The organism is Rouxiella sp. WC2420 (assembly GCF_041200025.1).
GTDB lineage: Bacteria > Pseudomonadota > Gammaproteobacteria > Enterobacterales > Enterobacteriaceae > Rouxiella.
The window spans coordinates 293,728-311,230 of the sequence record NZ_CP165628.1; the positions used below are offsets into that span (position 1 = coordinate 293,728).

Consider the following 17,503-nt stretch of genomic DNA (forward strand, 5'->3'; position numbering starts at 1 on the left):
ATGCATTTAACCATAGCTGATAACGGACAGGGCGATATTTTAGCCGCCAGATTGGCAGAAATCGCCACTCAGTCACTGCTGGATGAGGCGCGTCTAAGCCCAAAGCCAGGTCTGGTCGATAGCCGGGGTTCGGGGGCGCACAGCGATCTGACTCTCTCACTGATGGAACATTCTGCTCACAGCCTTACGCCCACCTTTCATGCTCTGGCACTGCACTGCTGGCTGCGCTTCCCCGATATTGCGCTGCGGCAAGAAGTGGGGCGGCTGGGGCGTAAGGGGGAGCAGGCAATGATGGCGGCAACGGGCGGGATCAACACCCATCGTGGCGCGATTTGGTCGCTGGGGCTATTGGTCAGCGCGGTAGCGATGCAACCTTCAGCTCTTGGTGCTCGCCAAATTACCCAGCGCGCCGCCCAGCTTGCCGCCATGCCTGATGCTCTAAGCCCAAAAACCTTTAGCAAAGGGGCTTGTGCGGTGCAGCGTTATCAGCTGCCGGGTGCGAAAGAAGAGGCACAAACTGGATTTCCACACCTGATGCGGCAGGCGCTGCCCGAGCTTTATCGCAGCCGCGAGGCCGGTGCCGATGAGAATCAGGCCCAGATAAATGCGCTACTGGCGATAATGACTTCATTGTCAGATACCTGCGTACTTTCGCGCGGCGGCTTGCCTGCTCTGCTTGAGATGCAGCAGGGGGCAACGCGAGTGCTTGAGGCGGGAGGGGTGCAAACGGCCAAAGGTCTCGACCAATTCAAGCGCCTTGAGCAACGGATGCTGGCAGATAACGTTTCGCCGGGCGGAGCCGCAGACCTGCTGGCCGCTGCCTTGTTCATCGACCGTATCGGCGGGCAGGCTCATTTACTCTGAGATTTAACATCATGATTAACAAGAGGTGTTATGGAACGTTTTGAATTTACTTATCCGGCAAATGCAAGCTTGCCGAGCCATGCCCAGGCTGGCGTGGTGGGCTCCGGCGATCTTGAGGCGTTGTATGAGCCAAAAGATGGCGCGGCGTTGACCGTTCATGTGGCGACCTCAGTCGACGGCAGCCAGCCGCTGTGGCAGCGCTTTTTTGACCATCTGATCGGCGTGCGTGAATTACCCGCCGGGCAGTTGGAAATCAACGACTTTGGTGCAACTCCCGGCGTTGCCCGGTTGCGCATTGAGCAGGTATTTGAGGAGGCTTCCAATGTCCGCTGATCAAAGCTTTATCGAACTAAATGCGCGGCAGCGAGCGCGGGCGCTGCTGGATGACGGCACTTTTCGCGAGCTGCTCGACCCTTTCCAGCGTATCTCTTCGCCGTGGCTGGAGCGGCAAGGCATAGTGCCGCAGGCCGACGATGGCATGGTAGTCGCTCGCGGCACAATTGAAGGGCAATCGGCAGTGATTGTTGCTATCGAAGGCGCATTTCAGGGCGGCAGTATGGGCGAAGTTTCAGGGGCGAAAATGGCCTCGGCGCTGGAGCTGGCGGCGCAGGACAACCGCAGCGGGATACCCACGCAAGCGGTTTTGCTGCTGGAAACTGGCGGCGTGCGCTTGCAGGAGGCCAATCTCGGGCTGGCGGCTATTGCAGATATTCACGCCGCGATTGTCGATTTACGCCGCTACACGCCGGTAATCGGCATCGTTGCCGGGACCGTTGGCTGCTTTGGCGGGATGTCTATCGCCGCAGCGCTGTGCAGCCGATTGATAGTCACTCGCGAAGCACGGCTTGGCTTGAACGGACCACAGGTTATCGAGCAGGAGGCCGGAATAGCAGAATACGATTCTCGCGACCGGCCGTTTATCTGGAGCATGACCGGTGGCGAGGTGCGCTATGCCAGCGGTTTTGTCGACGCGCTGGTTGAGGATTCGCTGGGGGAAGTGAAAGCCAGCATGCTCGAATTTATTCATCAAGGTGTTCCGGCGCAGCATCGTTCCGATAACTATGACTATTATCTGCCAAAACTGGCAAGTTTTGATACTTCAGTGCAGGCCAGCCGTGAAGTGACGACGGCGCTGTTTAAAGATGCCGCTGCAAATCAGGAGAATAAGTAATGAGTACTTCTGAACAGACTTTTAGTCGAGGAAATTATTGGTTCAACCAGCTTGCTGTTGATGGCCAGGAAATTAACGGGCTATGTGAATCAGTAAGAGCCGCCGATGGAAAACTTAACCAGCATAACGTCCGCTTTATCGCCGTCGTTCCCGATGCAAAAAACCGCTATCCCCGCGCGGCCGAGGGCGAGGTAGGGCTGCTTGAAGGCTGGACTCTGGCCAAGGTAGTCAGTCAAGTGATTGAAGAGGATGCCGACAAAACGGTGAAACGCGCGATTGTGGCGATTATCGACGTGCCGAGTCAGGCGTATGGCCGACGTGAAGAAGCGTTTGGCATTCATCAGTCGCTGGCCGGAGCCGCAGGGGCCTACGCCAAGGCACGTCTGGCCGGGCATCCTATTGTTGGATTAATCGTTGGCAAGGCGATGTCCGGGGCATTTCTGGCGCACGGTTATCAGGCCAACAAGCTGATTGCCTTTAATAATCCTGGCGTGATGATCCACGCGATGGGGAAAGAGTCTGCTGCGCGTATCACTTTGCGATCCGTCGAGGCACTGGAAAAGCTGGCCGCCGAAGTGCCACCGATGGCTTACGACATTGAGAATTACGCCACGCTGGGATTGTTATCACAGCTTATGGATATCAGTGATCCTGAAAATCCCGCAGTTGCCGAGATAGCTAAGGTGAAATCGGTGCTTGATGAGGCGATCAGTGAAATTGCGTTGCAGGGCGTGTCTCTGGAAAATCGGTTAGGGGCCGATAATCGTGCCAGTTCGCTTAAGGTGCGTGAATTAATGCGACAGCAGTGGTGATAAAGACTTTTCCTTTTGTTTGACCGGTTATGACCTGCAAACAGCATGAAGTCTCAGGCGCTTTAACCCGAGTATGACTGGAAGTATATAAAAACATCGCAGCCGGTGGACCGAGGAATTCACAATAATTCTTACCTCAGGTACCCCACTATGACCTACGTAATTTTGTACGCGCTTGCTCCTATTTTCGTCATCATGATCCTCGGCTATTTTGCCGGCAAGTCGAAAATGGTCGAGAATCAGAATGTCTCGTTATTGAACGTGTTTGTGATGGACTTTGCTTTACCGGCAGCCTTGTTTACCGCCACGGTGCAGACGCCGTGGCGGGGCATTGTCGGCCAGAGTCCGCTGATTCTGCTACTGGTGCTGACCATGTGGATAACCTATGGCGCATTGTATTTTCTCTGTACCCGCGTATTTAAAAAGTCACCGCAGGATGCGGCGGTACTGACGCTAACTGTCGCGCTGCCGAACTATGCCGCGCTGGGATTGCCTATTCTCGGCAGTGTATTAGGTGAGGGGGCGGGAACCTCGCTGTCAGTGGCGGTGTCGATTGCCTGCGGATCGGTATTGATGACGCCTTTTTGTCTGCTGATTTTAGAGCGAGAAAAAGCCCGGGCCAATGGTGAATCTCACGGTTCGGCACTAACCATGCTGCCGATATTGATGTGGCGTTCGATTAAAAAACCGATCGTCTGGGGACCACTGCTTGGGGTAGTACTGTCGGCTATTGGCATTAAAATGCCTGATATTGTGCTGGCATCGATCAAACCTTTGGGACTGGCCGCCACCGCCTCGGCGCTGTTTCTGACCGGCGTGATCCTGTCGGCACGCAAGCTAAAAATCAACGCGGCGGTGCTAATATCCTGTGTGACCAAGAACCTGATCCAGCCGTTTATTGCCTGGGGACTGGTAATGGCCTTTGGCATCAGCGGTGAGGTGGCAGTGACGGCAATCCTGATGATTGCGCTGTCGGCGGGTTTCTTCGGCATCGTCTTCGGAAATCGTTTTGGCGTGCAGTCACCAGACGCCGAGGCATCGCTGCTGATTAGCTCGATATTGGCTATTCTGACACTGCCGCTGTTTATCTCACTCACCGCCTCAATGCATTGATGAATCAATTTTAATAAAAGGAAAAATAATGGATTTTCCTCGAGCTCATGATTTGGTGTGGAGCAAGCAGCGGCCGTTTGCCGCAGAGGGGCAAGTGCTGCCCGATTGGGTCGCCAGCGGCTGGCAAACGCATTTGCCGCTGGTGGTGCGCCGCGATATTCACAACTCCGATTGTCTGCCTGTCGGAGTGCGTGGGATTAGCCGCAGTCAGCGCGCCGCAGCGTGGATAGACCCGGCGGAGGTGAGCCGAATTGTGACGCCAGAATCACTGGTGGCCGATGCAAACCGTTTGCTGCGATCGACCTTTGTGTCCCAGCAGCCGGTGCAGGCACTGATTACACTGATTGGCCTGCGCTTGCCTTGGGTTTGGGGGGTGACCGGCAGCTGTGGCTACGCGCTGGCGACGGATATTCCGGTGATGCACGCTGATAGCGATTTAGACCTGCTGATCCGTTGTGACACAGCGCAGCCGCGCGAGGAGTTTAGCGATTTTTATCGGCAGTTAACGCTTTTGCCGTGTCGAGCCGATGTGCAGATCAACACACCGCAGGGCGGATTTTCGCTAAGCGAATGGCTACGGGGTGGCAGTGTGCTGTTAAAAACTGCCTGCGGACCTCGTCTGGTGGATAACCCGTGGTCGCCGACTGTTGAAGAAGATAAAAACTGATGAAAATTCTGTTTACTTTTCCCGGTCAGGGGCCGCAATTCCCCGAAATGCTCCATCGATTACCTGCTACTGCGCTGAGCCAGAGTTATCTAACACGTGCTAACGCAGCGTTAGGGCAAGACGTTCTGACTCTCGACAGCGCCGTAGCATTGCGCGCAACCCGTGAGGTGCAGCTTTGCCTGTTGATTAGCGGCGTGGTGTGGGCTGAGCATCTGCGTGCAGCAGGCGTTCAGCCTGATTTTGTCAGCGGGCTGTCGATTGGCGCGTTTCCTGCTGCGGTTATTTGTGGCGCGTTGGAGTTTGAAACGGCGGTAAAACTGGTCGCGCTGCGTGGCGAGCTGATGCAGCAAGCGTATCCACAGGGATTTGGCCTGTCAGCGATCGTGGGTTTGCGCCAGTTAGAGCTTGAACTATTGCTGGATCAGGTTAATTCGCCGATGATGCCGGTTTTTTTGGCCAATATTAATGCAGAAAACCAGCTAGTGATTGCCGGTAGCGATGAGGCTATGCATCAGGTGTGCGTATTGGCTGCAGAGAACGGGGCGCAAAAGACGCGTAAATTGGCGGTAAGCGTGCCGTCGCACTGCGTTTTGTTGGATAAACCAGCGGCGAAACTGGCCGATGCTTTCAACAGTGTGACTCTTAAGCGCCCAACGTGTGGTTATCTCAGCGGCAGTAGCGCAAGAGTTTACTGGCAGCCAGAGAAAATTGCCGACGATCTGGCCTTTAATATGGCGCGCAGGGTGAACTGGTTTGACGCGATGGTTGCGGCTTACCAGCGAGAAGTAAGGCTGGCGGTGGAAATGCCTCCAGGCTCAATTTTGACTGGCTTAACCCAGCGGGTAATGACGGAAGGTCTGGCACTGTCGCTCAGCCAGACGGCGATTAGCGAGTTGAGTACGCTGGCACAGAGGCTGGAGCGGCGCTAGGGAAAGCCAAAAAAGTTGAAAAAACATTAATTACGGGGAATAGGCCAACTTTTCTGTGATTTGCAGTTATCGTGTTGAAGTTTATGGCGATCGTGAGCTTATCTAATCAACAGTTTTTATTGAGTGCCCTCGTGCATACATCCGGCTTTCGGCGGCAAGTGCCAGTAGGTTGGGATCGTGTTCGCGACTGCGGGCAAACACTAATGAGATGGTTTGTCGCATCTGATAGGGTTCGGCCAGCGGCATAAGCCTGACGGTTTCAGCATAAACGCCTTTCATCCTTCCTGGAATCAATGTGTAGCCGATTCCTGCCTGCACCAGACTCAACATCGAGAAAATATCATTGACGCGGGTGACGATATCCGGCTCAAAATCTGCCACTTGAAAGGCTTCCTGAAAACCGTGGTAAGTAGCAAATCCCTCAGCCAGCGAAATAAATTTCTCTTTGCGAAAATCGCGTAAATCCACCGGCCCTTCGACGACTAGCTTTGAATCGGCAGGAGAGGCCAGATAAATATCATCTATAAACAGCGGAAGACTTTCATACAGATGCTCATCGATAACCGAGTCGCTGGTGGAAATTAAAATTGCGTCCAACTGCTGTTCGGCCAGCCGATTCAACAGCATTTCATTGGAACCCATCAGCAACTCCAATTCGAGCTCGGGGCGGCGGATTTTTAGGCCCATAATCAGTCGTGGAATAGTTTCCAGCGTCAGCGAATACAACGTACCGAGGCGAATGCGCTTATCGCCAAAACCGGCTGTGCGCTGTGCCGCCTGAATCCCCAACTCCATTTGTTCAATTACTTGTATGGCATGCTGTTGCAGCGTTTCAGCGGCGGGTAAAGGCAGCAGATTTCGCCCGCGGTGAATAAACAGCGGACAGCGCAGTCCCTCTTCGAGTGAATGTAGGGCGCGATGCACGCTGACACTGCTCAAACCGAGTTGTTCTGCGGTGCGGGCAATATTCAGCTTTTCCATAAATACCAGGAAAACCTCAAGCTTGCGGAAAGTGATTTCACTGTCGATCATTGCTGGCTCCAGAGTGTCGATCCCGCTCAATCTTAGCGTTTAAGGGCGGTATACGACAGAGCATCTCAGGCTTTTACGGCGTTGTTCGGCGCGTGCCGCATTTTTTACCTTCGGCACATCCTTTGCAGCCACCGCCTGTGGAGGGGAGCAAAGCGCCAACGGCCAATGTTGTCGGCCCGCGACTGCGAGAACAGCGAAGACCGGTGAGGATGAGCGCGTTGACCAATAGCACTGCGGCAATAATCGTTGCGCTTTGCAACGGGTGCTGGCTTAGCGTTGCGCTCTGATAAAACAGTGTTGCCAGTGACCAGGCGACGTTCAGGCCCCAAAGGATAGAGAACATCATCCAACTGCGGTTGGTCTCACGGGCGATAGCCCCCATGACTGACACGCAGGGCACGTACAGCAGCACGAAGATCAGATAACTGTAGGCGGAAACGGCGCTGCCGAATTTGGCACTCATCACGCCCATGGCACTGGCCGCCATCTCGCCGTTGCCTTTGCTGGCCTCAATAGGATTTGCCAATACGCTAAAGCTAAAGGTGTCTCGCAGACTGCTCCAGGTTTCATCCACGGCACGGCGCAGCTCGCTCACGGGAGCATATTGGCTGGCGTCAAAGGGGGCGGCTTTCAACTGCTCGGCGGTGTAAAGCGTGTTCAGCGTGCCGACCACTACCTCTTTGGCCATCGCGCCGGTAATCAGGCCCACAGTCGCCTGCCAATTGTCGGGATGCACACCCATCGGCGTAAGCACTGGCGTCAACACGCGGCTGACGCTGGCCAGCGCGGAATCATTTATTGAATCTACCGGCTTGCCGTTAAACGAAAAGCTGTTTAGCGCGCCGATAAATATGCAGGCAATGACAATGACTTTACCCGCACGCAGGACGAAGTTTTGCAAACGTTGCCAGGTTTGCAGCAGCAGCGTTTTAACTTGAGGAATGTGATAGACCGGAAGCTCCATAATAAAGGGCGAAGCCTCTCCTCGAACCACGGTGTGTTTCATCACCAGACCGGTTAGCACTGCAACCGCAATGCCCAGCAAATACAGCGAGAATACAATCGAAGCTCCGCTCTGCCCGAAGAATGCTGCCGAGAACACGGCAAAGATCGCCAATCGTGCGCCGCATGACATAAACGGCGCCATCATTACGGTGATCAGCCGTTCACGAGGTGCATCCAGCGTGCGAGCCCCCAGAATCGACGGCACGTTACAGCCAAAACCGACAATCAGCGGCACAAATGATTTGCCCGGCAGGCCGAGAGACTGCATTAGGCGGTCCATCACGAAGGCTGCCCGCGCCATATAGCCGGAGTCTTCAAGAAAAGAAAGAAATAGGTACATCATGCCAATTTGCGGGATCAGCGGCATTACGGTGCTTATCCCGCCACCTACGCCCTGGGCAAGAAATAGCGTCAGCCAGGTCGGTAATTGCATTCCATGGCCCAGCCACTGAATACCATCGACAAACAGCGTCGCCGAGCCAATTTCAAACAGCGGCTTTAGCGCGCCGCCGATATTGATGGCCAGCACGAACATCAGGTACATCACCAACAAGAAGATGGGTACGCCAAGAAAACGGTTTAGTACAAATTTATCAAGCAGTTGAGTCAGACGATGAGGCGTGCTCGAAAGCGTATTGCTGACCTCGCTACCTAGGTTAGTCAGGGTTTTATAGCGCGCTTCGGCAATCGCTAGCGCTGGATCGGCAATGCCATTGGCTATAAGACGTTTATGGACTTCATCGAGCCGATTTTTTGCCTCCCCTGAATGTGTAGCGCTGTAGATATCACCTTCGAGCATCTGGATTGCCAGCCATTCGCGCCGCTGTCGGGGAAGATTTTGCGGCATTGCCTCAGCAAGATATTTCATTTCATGCAGCAAAGCGGCAGGGTAATCAATACGTTGAAGCAGGATGGGTTCTGGATGCTGGTCTATGGCGGACAACAGCGCATCTAAACCATTGGTGCGAGTAGCAATCAGAGCAACAACCGGACAGCCGAGCCGTGAGGAAAGAGCCTTGATATCTAAGGTAATATTTTGCGCTTCGGCGATATCCAACATGTTCAGCACCACAATGCACGGGATGCCCAGCTCTAGCAGTTGCAGCGTAAGATAAAGATTTCTTTCAAGATTAGAGGCGTCGATCACGTTGATCAACATTCCGGCTTCGCCGCCGAGAATGTAGTGGCAGGCGATTTGTTCGTCGAGAGAAGTCTGGCTTGAAATGGTGGTCAGCGAATAGGTGCCAGGTAAATCGACCAGCTTGACCGCCTGCGCGGCAGTCGAGAATGAGCCTTCCTTGCGCTCGACGGTGACTCCAGCCCAGTTGCCGACTCTTTGGCGTGATCCCGTTAACTGGTTAAAGAGTGTGGTTTTTCCTGAGTTCGGGTTGCCTATCAGCCCAATGGTCAGCTGTTTCATCGCGTTACCTTTGCAAGACGGGTATAGAGGGCTGGTTTGTCGTACGCCGATGCAGTGAATCACTCGGTTCGTGTGGTTCGATCCTGAGCAGCAGTAAATCTTTTTTGCGTAAAGCCAAACTGGTGCGGCGTAATTCAATTTGCAGCGGATCGCCCAGCGGAGCCACGCGCAGCACGTTGAAACAGGTGCCGGGGAGCATGCCGAGAGACAGCAGTTTCTGGCGATACGCCGGACTGATATCGGCGGCGTAACCGATTATTTTGTAACTGCGCTGGGGTTTAAGCTGCATGGGATAGACTCTTTAAGGCCGTATCAGAAAGTGGCCTGGTTATAAGTAACTTAATTAACTATCTGAATGTAAAGACTAATAATTCTTGTTACCGCAATGGCGTTAATCATGAACGGTGTGGCAGCGGATAGTTCCGTTACGTGAGCATCCTAGGCCAACGAGGGGGACGTTTTATTGATGCAGCGCAGAGTTAGGGCAGGAATAATGGCAAAATAAGGAAATTTAAGGCGGGTGTTCTAGTCAAGAACCCGTGTTCTGGTCCAGTAAAAGTGGCTTGTTCTGCTATTTTGATCTAATCCTGCTTGCCGAGGAAGCGAGTAACCGAGTAAGCGCCCTAACCCTTTGAGAAAGGATTAGGGCAGGGAGCAGGTATTTTAGCGTTTTTTACCCAAGGCGGCGGCAAGGGCATCGGCCATGGCGTTATTGCCCGGATTATTGTTGCCGCGACCAGAAGGCGCAGGGGCGTTGCGTTTTGGTGCTTCGCGACCTTTATTAGCATTGGTTGCCGGAGCAGACGGCCCTCCGCTGCGACGAGCCGGGCCTTCGCCGGGTTGCTCGTCAAGGCGCATAGTCAGTGCAATACGCTTACGCTGCAGGTCAACTTCCATTACCTTCACTTTCACGATATCGCCGGTTTTCACCACGGTGTGCGGGTCCTCGACAAACTTGTTAGCCAATGAAGAGATATGGACCAGACCATCCTGATGCACGCCGATATCGACGAAAGCGCCGAAGTTGGTCACGTTGGTGACTGTGCCTTCCAGCACCATGCCCGGCGTCAGGTCGTTCATGGTTTCCACTCCCTCTGCAAAGGTCGCGGTTTTGAATTCAGGACGCGGATCGTGACCCGGTTTCTCAAGTTCTTTGAGAATGTCGGTCACGGTCGGCACACCAAAACGCTCATCGGTGAACTCGCTGACTTTCAGCCCGCGCAGCACGTTGGAATCGGCCATCAGGTCTTTCAACGCCAGCTGAGTCGCTGCCAGAATGCGCTGCACCACCGGATAGGTTTCCGGGTGAACGGTCGAAGCATCCAGCGGGTTATCGCCGTGGTTAATACGCAGGAAGCCCGCACACTGTTCAAAAGCTTTTGGCCCCAGACGGCTGACTTTCAGCAGCTGTTCGCGGTTGCGGAACTGACCATTTTCGTCGCGCCAGTTAACGATGTTCTGCGCCATCATACGGGTCAAGCCGGCCACGCGCGTCAGCAATGGTACTGAAGCAGTATTGAGGTCAACGCCCACGGCATTTACGCAATCTTCCACCACGGCATCGAGTTTTTTGGCTAACAGGCTCTGGCTGACATCGTGCTGATACTGGCCTACGCCGATAGATTTTGGATCAATCTTCACCAGCTCGGCCAGCGGATCTTGTAAACGGCGAGCAATGGATACCGCGCCACGAATGGAAACGTCGAGATCCGGGAATTCCAGCGCGGCAAGTTCGGAGGCTGAATAAACCGAAGCTCCAGCTTCGCTGACAATGACTTTTTGCGCTTTCACGTCTGGGAACTGTTTTTGCAGCTCGATAAAGAAACGCTCGGTTTCACGCGAGGCAGTGCCGTTGCCGATAGCGACCAGCTCAACGTTGTGTTTAATACACAACGCGGCAACCTGCTGCGCGGCTTTTGCAGCTTGACCGGTGTGCGGATAAACGGTGTCAATACCCACCAGCTTGCCGGTGTTGTCGACCACGGCAACTTTAACGCCGGTACGCAGACCCGGATCGAGGCCCATAGTGGCGCGCATGCCTGCCGGAGCGGCCATCAGCAGGTCGTGCATGTTGCGGGCGAAGACGTTGATCGCTTCTTCTTCGGCGCGTTCGCGCACGGTGCTCATCAGCTCGGTTTCGAGATGCATCAGCACTTTTATACGCCAAGTCCAGTTAACCACTGCACGACGCCAGACATCCGCAGGTGCGTTGTCAAGCTTCAGACCCAGATGGTCGATAATGATCTGCTCGGCATAGCTCTCTCGCGGCGGCTCGTCGGACTGCGGATCGGCATTCAGAGACAGCTGCAGCACGCCCTCGTTGCGCCCGCGGAACATCGCCAGTGCGCGGTGCGAGGGAACCTGCGAGAACGGCTCGTGATGATCGAAATAGTCACGGAATTTAGCGCCGTCCTGCTCTTTGCCCTCGACCATGCGAGAGGTCAGATGAGCATTTTTCCACAGGTAATCACGGACTTTGGCCAAGAGCGCTGCGTCTTCGGCAAAACGCTCCATTAGAATATATCGCGCACCATCAAGGGCGGCTTTGGTATCGGCAACGCCCTTGTCGGCATCAACATAGGCAGCGGCCGCCTGTTCAGGTTCGTGTGATGGGTCTTGCCAAAGCAAGTCGGCCAGCGGTTCCAGACCGGCTTCGACGGCAATTTGCCCACGGGTGCGGCGCTTGGGTTTGAACGGCAGATATAAATCTTCCAGTTCAGTTTTGCTCAGCGTGCCGTTAATGGCTTTAGACAGCTCACCGCTCAGCTTGCCTTGGTCATCAATGGATTTGAGGATGGTCTGGCGACGCTCTTCCAGCTCACGCAGATAGCCGAGACGGCTGTCCAACTGACGCAGTTGGGTATCATCCAACCCGCCGGTGACTTCCTTACGATACCGTGCAATAAACGGCACAGTATTACCTTCATCCAGTAAGCGGACGACCGAGGCAACCTGCTCCGGGCGTACCTGCAATTCTGTCGCGATAATGCGGCTCAGTTGATCATTCATAGTTGCGTATCAGTTCTATTGAGGAGGGGACAGTTATACGGTTTGAACACGTAAAATGCCAGTCATCCAGCCTTGCAGACTGGCGTTTTGAGACTGTTGGAAGATCATTCGGCCTGAGGATAGGCTATCTGGTTGACATACCAGACCGCATCGCCAATCGGGGTATTGACCACCGCGCTGTCGCCCACTTCTTTTTTCAGCAGCGCGCGGGCCATTGGTGAATCAATCGAGATGTAATCTTTACGACCAAAAATTTCATCGTAGCCGACGATGCGAAAATTCAGTATCTCGCCGTCATCATTTTCTATCTCGACGCTGGCACCGAAAAATACCTTTCCTTCCTGCTGCGGCGAATAGTCGACGATACGCAGCTCTTGCATGCATTTGGTGAGATAACGTATTCGCCGGTCGATCTCGCGCAGGCGTTTTTTGTTGTATTGATAATCGGCATTTTCACTTCTGTCGCCGAGGCTGGCGGCCCAGGTTACCTTTTTTGTGACATCTGGACGATCCTCGCGCCATAGAAAGTCGAGTTCGCCCTTTAATTTCTGGTAGCCTTCACGCGTTATCAGCTTGGTTTTCATCGGCTTCTTTGTTTAATCCGTTAAGTTGCTGCATAGAGCCAGAATAACCTAGTGGGGAAGCTCAGGGAAACCCCCGATTTACTCGATTTTTTACTCTGTCGAGAACGCTCGCAGAAAAGTGTAAAAAGCATAAAGATATGAACAGGCCCCAAACGGGCGCACGTTTTGCTGTTAGATGGCGTGAAATAGTTAAAAATTATTGATAAATTGGGTAAAGCATAAGCATTGTTACAATTTCGACTAGAATATATACCATTAAAAGCTGTCGGTTAGTCGCGGCTTTTTTAACAATACCTGCTTCGGGTATTAGCGCCTTTGGGAGTAAGAAAATGCAAGAGAATCACAAGATTCTGGTAGTAGATGATGACATGCGTTTACGCGCACTTTTAGAACGTTATCTGACTGAGCAAGGCTTCCAGGTACGAAGCGTTGCCAATGCTGAGCAAATGGACCGTTTACTGACTCGTGAATCCTTCCATTTGATGGTGCTTGACCTGATGCTGCCAGGTGAAGACGGCTTGTCTATCTGTCGCCGCCTGCGTAGTCAAAGCAACCCTATGCCGATCATTATGGTGACCGCCAAGGGTGAAGAAGTTGATCGCATCGTGGGCCTGGAAATTGGTGCCGATGACTATATTCCAAAACCGTTCAACCCGCGCGAGCTGCTGGCTCGTATCCGCGCTGTGTTGCGTCGTCAGGCCAATGAGCTGCCGGGTGCGCCTTCACAGGAAGAAGCCGTGATTTCTTTCGGTAAATTCAAGCTGAACCTCGGTACGCGTGAGATGTTCCGTGAAGACGAACCTATGCCTTTGACCAGCGGCGAATTTGCCGTGTTGAAAGCGCTGGTGAGCCATCCTCGCGAGCCGCTGTCTCGCGACAAACTGATGAACCTGGCTCGTGGCCGTGAGTACAGTGCGATGGAACGTTCTATCGACGTGCAGATTTCTCGTCTTCGCCGCATGGTTGAAGAAGATCCGGCGCATCCGCGTTATATTCAGACCGTTTGGGGTCTGGGCTACGTGTTCGTACCGGACGGCAGTAAGGCATGAGGAAAATACGCTTTTCACCGCGTAGCTCCTTTGCCCGTACTTTGCTTTTAATCGTCACCCTGCTGTTTGTCAGCCTGGTGACGACCTATCTGGTCGTGCTGAACTTCGCCATTCTGCCGAGTTTGCAGCAGTTCAATAAAGTCCTGGCCTACGAAGTTCGTATGCTGATGACCGACAAGCTGCAACTCGAGGATGGCACACTGCTGGAAGTGCCACCGGCGTTTCGCCGTGAAATCTACCGTGAGCTGGGCATCTCGCTGTACACCAACTCTGCTGCCGAAGAGAGTGGTTTACGCTGGGCGCAGCACTACGAGTTCCTGAGCCAGCAAATGGCTCAGCAACTTGGCGGTCCTACTGATGTTCGCGTTGAAGTAAATAAAAACACCCCCGTTGTCTGGCTGAAAACCTGGTTGTCACCGGACATCTGGGTGCGCGTGCCGTTAACTGAAATTCATCAGGGCGATTTCTCCCCACTGTTCCGCTATACGTTGGCAATTATGCTGCTGGCTATTGGTGGCGCATGGCTGTTTATCCGTATCCAGAATCGACCCTTGGTTGAGCTGGAACACGCCGCGTTGCAGGTCGGGAAGGGTATTATTCCGCCGCCGTTGCGTGAATATGGCGCTTCTGAAGTGCGATCGGTGACCCGCGCGTTCAATCAGATGGCTTCGGGCGTCAAACAGCTGGCAGACGATCGAACGCTGCTGATGGCGGGCGTGAGTCACGATTTGCGCACGCCACTCACCCGTATCCGTCTCGCGACAGAAATGATGAGCATTGAAGATGCCTATCTGGCTGAATCTATCAATAAGGATATCGAAGAGAGCAACGCGATCATCGAGCAATTTATTGATTATCTGCGCACCGGGCAGGAGATGCAGACTGAGGTTTGTGACCTTAACTCGATACTGGGTGAAGTCGTTGCAGCAGAAAGCGGCTACGAGCGTGAGATTGAAACCGATCTGGTAGACGGCGAAGTATTGGTCAACGTGCATCCGCTGTCGATTAAGCGTGCAGCGGTGAACATGGTGGTGAATGCAGCACGTTACGGCAATGGCTGGATCAAGGTCAGCAGCGGTCACGAGCTCAATCGCAGCTGGTTCCAGGTTGAGGATGATGGTCCGGGCATCGAACCTGATCAGTTAGCCCATTTGTTCCAACCGTTTGTGCGTGGCGACAGTGCGCGCACTATCAGCGGCACCGGTTTAGGTTTGGCGATTGTGCAGCGTATTATCGATGCGCACGCCGGTTCGCTGGATATCGGCAAGAGTCCACGCGGAGGATTACGATTTAGAGCGTATCTGCCTCATGCGGCAAAAGATGTTGTTGTGACTCCGGTATCACCGGTCTAAGACTCTGCTCCAGCATTTAATGTGGAGCAAAGCTCTTATAATGGGTCTTGATGACCTATTACCCGACACCAAACTTTTACTCGTTAAGACTTTCTACTCATTACAAAATATTCCGCCGAGTCTTCGCGCCAGCGAGGGCTGCCTTGATTTTCCCACGGATTCAGCAGCGGAATACCGCTGTTGGCAAAGCGGTGCGCATCTAAAGTCGCAAGACGCGCCTGATGCTGCTGGCAAATGGCGACCTTCTGCAATTCCGCATAGCTTAAAGAAATCTCGATATTTTGATTCCCTGCCAACAGCGGGGCAAAGATAATCGCGCTTTGTGCATCGAACGGCAGCAATCTTCCGGAAAAATCCTGGTTTAGCATTTCTAGCATCAGCGTTGAGACCTGCGCTTTCTGTTTGCTGTCAGCCAGATTTTCAAGGCTGGCAAACAGTTCGGCAACGGTGATAGCGGTCAGGAAAAGCTGTTGCGCATCCTGTGCATCCAGCCATTCCAGCACAGACTTATGCGGTTTTGGCCGCAAAATTTCCATTATCACCGGCGTATCGAGCACGATCATGGCTGCTTTTCTCCGTCGAGAGAAGCGTTGCCGTGCTGAGGTAGAGCTAGCTCAACGCCGCCGCCAGACGAGAATCGCTGTTGCAATCGACTGCCTAGACCATAGCTCGGCTGGCTGCCTTGCAGCGCCTGCCGAAGAATGATCCGGGCCTCCTCTTCCATGGAGTGCCCGTTTCTGGCCGCCGCGAGTCGCAGCAAATCTTTAACTTCGTCATCGAGGTTGCGAATCGTCAGCGTTGCCATTAAAGCTTAGGTCCTGCACTCACCAGCGCGGCGCCTGCAGCGGTATCGGTATATTTGCTGAAGTTGTCGACAAACAGCTTGGCCAGATCTTCGGCTTTTCCTTGCCACTGCTCGGCGCTTGAGTAGCTGTCGCGCGGATCGAGGATCTGCGTGTCAACGCCCGGCAGAGACTGCGGCACCGCAAGGTCGAAAATCGGCAGTTTGGTTGTTGGCTGGTTGTCGATCTCGCCGCTGAGGATAGAGTCGATGATTGCGCGAGTGTTTTTCAGGGAAATACGCTTACCGGTGCCGTTCCAGCCGGTATTAACCAGATAGGCTTTCGCACCTGAGGCTTTCATACGCTTTTCCAGCACTTCAGCATACTGCGTTGGGTGCAACGTCAGGAACGCAGCGCCAAAGCAGGCAGAGAAGGTTGGCGTAGGTTCAGTCACGCCGCGCTCGGTGCCGGCCAGCTTGGCGGTGAAGCCAGACAGGAAATAGTACTCGGTTTGCTTGTCAGTCAGGCAGGAAACCGGTGGCAGTACGCCGTACGCATCGGCAGTCAGGAAGATAACCTTGGTGGCATGACCCGCTTTCGACACCGGCTTGACGATATTGTCGATATGTTGGATCGGATAAGTCACGCGGGTATTTTCGGTTTTAGAGCCGTCGCTGAAGTCGATCACCCCCTGCTCGTTGACTGCCACGTTTTCCAGCAAGGCATCACGGCGGATCGCACCAAAAATATCAGGCTCGGCTTCTTTGCTCAGATTGATGGTTTTAGCGTAGCAGCCGCCTTCGAAATTGAATACACCTTCATCATCCCAGCCGTGTTCGTCATCACCAATCAGCTTACGTTTTGGATCGGTGGACAGGGTGGTTTTACCGGTGCCTGACAGGCCGAAGAACACGGCCACATCGCCTTTCTCGCCCACGTTGGCGGAGCAGTGCATCGAGGCAATATTATTTAACGGCAGCAGGTAGTTCATTACGGCGAACATGCCTTTTTTCATCTCGCCGCCGTACCAGGTGCCGCCAATCAGCTGCACGCCTTCGCTCAGGTTGAACGCGATGAAGTTTTCGGAATTGAGACCCTGCTCTTTCCAGTCTGGATTTGTGCATTTCGCGCCGTTCAGCACCACGAAATCTGGTTTAAAACCAATCAGCTCTTCGTCGGTAGGGCGAATGAACATATTTTTAACGAAATGTGCCTGCCAGGCAACTTCAGTGACGAAGCGAACCTTGAGGCGTGAGTTTTCATTGGTGCCGCAAAAAGCATCAACTACGAACAGGCGTTTGCCAGAAAGCTGACGCCCAACCAGCTGCTTCAGCACCTGCCAGGTTTCTTGACTCAGCGGCTTGTTATCGTTTTTGCCTTTGCCCTGATCTGACCACCAAACAGTGTCGCGAGTCGTCTCGTCACGGACAATATATTTGTCTTTTGGCGAGCGGCCGGTGAAGATGCCGGTATCTACATTGATAGCGCCAAGCTCGGTCAATTGACCGCGTTCAAAGCCTTCCAAACCAGGAGCTTGTTCTTCCTGATACAGCACGTCATAACTCGGATTGTAAATGATTTCAGTGGCTTGAGTGATCCCGTATTGGGTCAGCTCGTCAGCCGAAAAAGGTGTGTTTGACATATCCCTGCTCCTTTATATACATCGTCTGTCTGCGCGATATTGTAGGGAGAACAATAGTCGTTTTACACGGGA

General features: G+C 53.6%; 17 protein-coding genes. 9 read left to right on the forward strand and 8 right to left on the reverse strand.

The genetic code is table 11. The features are described 5' to 3' along the window. The 7 genes from AB3G37_RS01360 (at position 1) to mdcH (ending at position 5,556) form a co-directional block, all read left to right on the forward strand. Entirely contained in the window at positions 1-864 is an 864-nt protein-coding gene (locus AB3G37_RS01360) for a triphosphoribosyl-dephospho-CoA synthase (RefSeq protein ID WP_369789486.1), read from the forward strand. A 30-nt stretch (positions 865-894) separates the two neighbouring features. Next, on the forward strand, positions 895-1,197 hold the full coding sequence (gene mdcC, locus AB3G37_RS01365) for a malonate decarboxylase acyl carrier protein (protein ID WP_009635729.1): 303 nt from the start codon (positions 895-897) through the stop codon (positions 1,195-1,197). Further along, positions 1,187-2,035: a biotin-independent malonate decarboxylase subunit beta gene (locus tag AB3G37_RS01370; RefSeq protein WP_369789487.1), complete on the forward strand. Its 849-nt coding sequence runs from the start codon at positions 1,187-1,189 to the stop codon at positions 2,033-2,035. The genes mdcC and AB3G37_RS01370 overlap by 11 nt, the downstream gene beginning before the upstream one ends. Further along, on the forward strand, positions 2,035-2,847 hold the full coding sequence (mdcE, locus tag AB3G37_RS01375) for a biotin-independent malonate decarboxylase subunit gamma (RefSeq protein ID WP_369789488.1): 813 nt from the start codon (positions 2,035-2,037) through the stop codon (positions 2,845-2,847). Before AB3G37_RS01370 ends, mdcE begins: the two co-directional genes overlap by 1 nt. A gap of 150 nt (positions 2,848-2,997) precedes the next feature. Next, positions 2,998-3,960, forward strand: a complete 963-nt coding sequence (locus AB3G37_RS01380) for an AEC family transporter (protein ID WP_369789489.1) — start codon at positions 2,998-3,000, stop codon at positions 3,958-3,960. A gap of 28 nt (positions 3,961-3,988) precedes the next feature. Beyond that, a complete protein-coding gene (locus AB3G37_RS01385) occupies positions 3,989-4,627 on the forward strand; it encodes a malonate decarboxylase holo-ACP synthase (RefSeq protein ID WP_369789490.1) in 639 nt (212 codons plus the stop codon). Next, positions 4,627-5,556, forward strand: coding sequence for a malonate decarboxylase subunit epsilon (mdcH, locus tag AB3G37_RS01390; RefSeq protein WP_369789491.1), 930 nt, complete (start codon positions 4,627-4,629; stop codon positions 5,554-5,556). Before AB3G37_RS01385 ends, mdcH begins: the two co-directional genes overlap by 1 nt. Before the next feature lie 102 nt (positions 5,557-5,658). Here mdcH and AB3G37_RS01395 read toward each other — a convergent pair whose 3' ends face one another. The 5 genes from AB3G37_RS01395 to greB all read right to left on the reverse strand — a co-directional run bounded on the left by AB3G37_RS01395 (position 5,659) and on the right by greB (position 12,606). Further along, positions 5,659-6,588: a LysR family transcriptional regulator gene (locus tag AB3G37_RS01395; RefSeq protein ID WP_369789492.1), complete on the reverse strand. Its 930-nt coding sequence runs from the start codon at positions 6,586-6,588 to the stop codon at positions 5,659-5,661. 73 nt (positions 6,589-6,661) lie between these two features. Then, entirely contained in the window at positions 6,662-9,013 is a 2,352-nt protein-coding gene (feoB, locus tag AB3G37_RS01400; protein ID WP_369789493.1) for a Fe(2+) transporter permease subunit FeoB, read from the reverse strand. Positions 9,014-9,017: 4 nt separating this feature from the next. Beyond that, on the reverse strand, positions 9,018-9,302 hold the full coding sequence (gene feoA / locus AB3G37_RS01405; RefSeq protein ID WP_009635737.1) for a ferrous iron transporter A: 285 nt from the start codon (positions 9,300-9,302) through the stop codon (positions 9,018-9,020). 374 nt (positions 9,303-9,676) lie between these two features. After that, positions 9,677-12,022 (reverse strand): Tex family protein, encoded by a 2,346-nt coding sequence (locus AB3G37_RS01410; RefSeq protein WP_369789494.1) that lies wholly within the window; start codon positions 12,020-12,022, stop codon positions 9,677-9,679. A 104-nt stretch (positions 12,023-12,126) separates the two neighbouring features. Beyond that, on the reverse strand, positions 12,127-12,606 hold the full coding sequence (gene greB / locus AB3G37_RS01415; protein WP_009635739.1) for a transcription elongation factor GreB: 480 nt from the start codon (positions 12,604-12,606) through the stop codon (positions 12,127-12,129). A 329-nt stretch (positions 12,607-12,935) separates the two neighbouring features. On the opposite strand from greB, the gene ompR reads away from it, so the two are divergent. Continuing rightward, complete coding sequence (ompR, locus tag AB3G37_RS01420) at positions 12,936-13,655, forward strand: two-component system response regulator OmpR (RefSeq protein ID WP_009635740.1); 720 nt, start codon at positions 12,936-12,938, stop codon at positions 13,653-13,655. Next, positions 13,652-15,007, forward strand: coding sequence for a two-component system sensor histidine kinase EnvZ (gene envZ, locus AB3G37_RS01425; protein WP_009635741.1), 1,356 nt, complete (start codon positions 13,652-13,654; stop codon positions 15,005-15,007). Before ompR ends, envZ begins: the two co-directional genes overlap by 4 nt. Positions 15,008-15,090: 83 nt before the next feature. On the opposite strand, the gene AB3G37_RS01430 is transcribed toward envZ, so the two are convergent. Genes AB3G37_RS01430 through pckA form a run of 3 tightly spaced genes read right to left on the reverse strand, consistent with a single transcriptional unit; the run spans position 15,091 to position 17,431 of the window. Then, positions 15,091-15,570 (reverse strand): PIN domain-containing protein, encoded by a 480-nt coding sequence (locus AB3G37_RS01430; RefSeq protein WP_369789495.1) that lies wholly within the window; start codon positions 15,568-15,570, stop codon positions 15,091-15,093. Then, positions 15,567-15,812, reverse strand: a complete 246-nt coding sequence (locus tag AB3G37_RS01435) for a plasmid stabilization protein (RefSeq protein ID WP_369789496.1) — start codon at positions 15,810-15,812, stop codon at positions 15,567-15,569. The genes AB3G37_RS01430 and AB3G37_RS01435 overlap by 4 nt, the downstream gene beginning before the upstream one ends. After that, entirely contained in the window at positions 15,812-17,431 is a 1,620-nt protein-coding gene (pckA, locus tag AB3G37_RS01440) for a phosphoenolpyruvate carboxykinase (ATP) (RefSeq protein WP_369789497.1), read from the reverse strand. The genes AB3G37_RS01435 and pckA overlap by 1 nt, the downstream gene beginning before the upstream one ends. Positions 17,432-17,503: the final 72 nt, after the last annotated feature.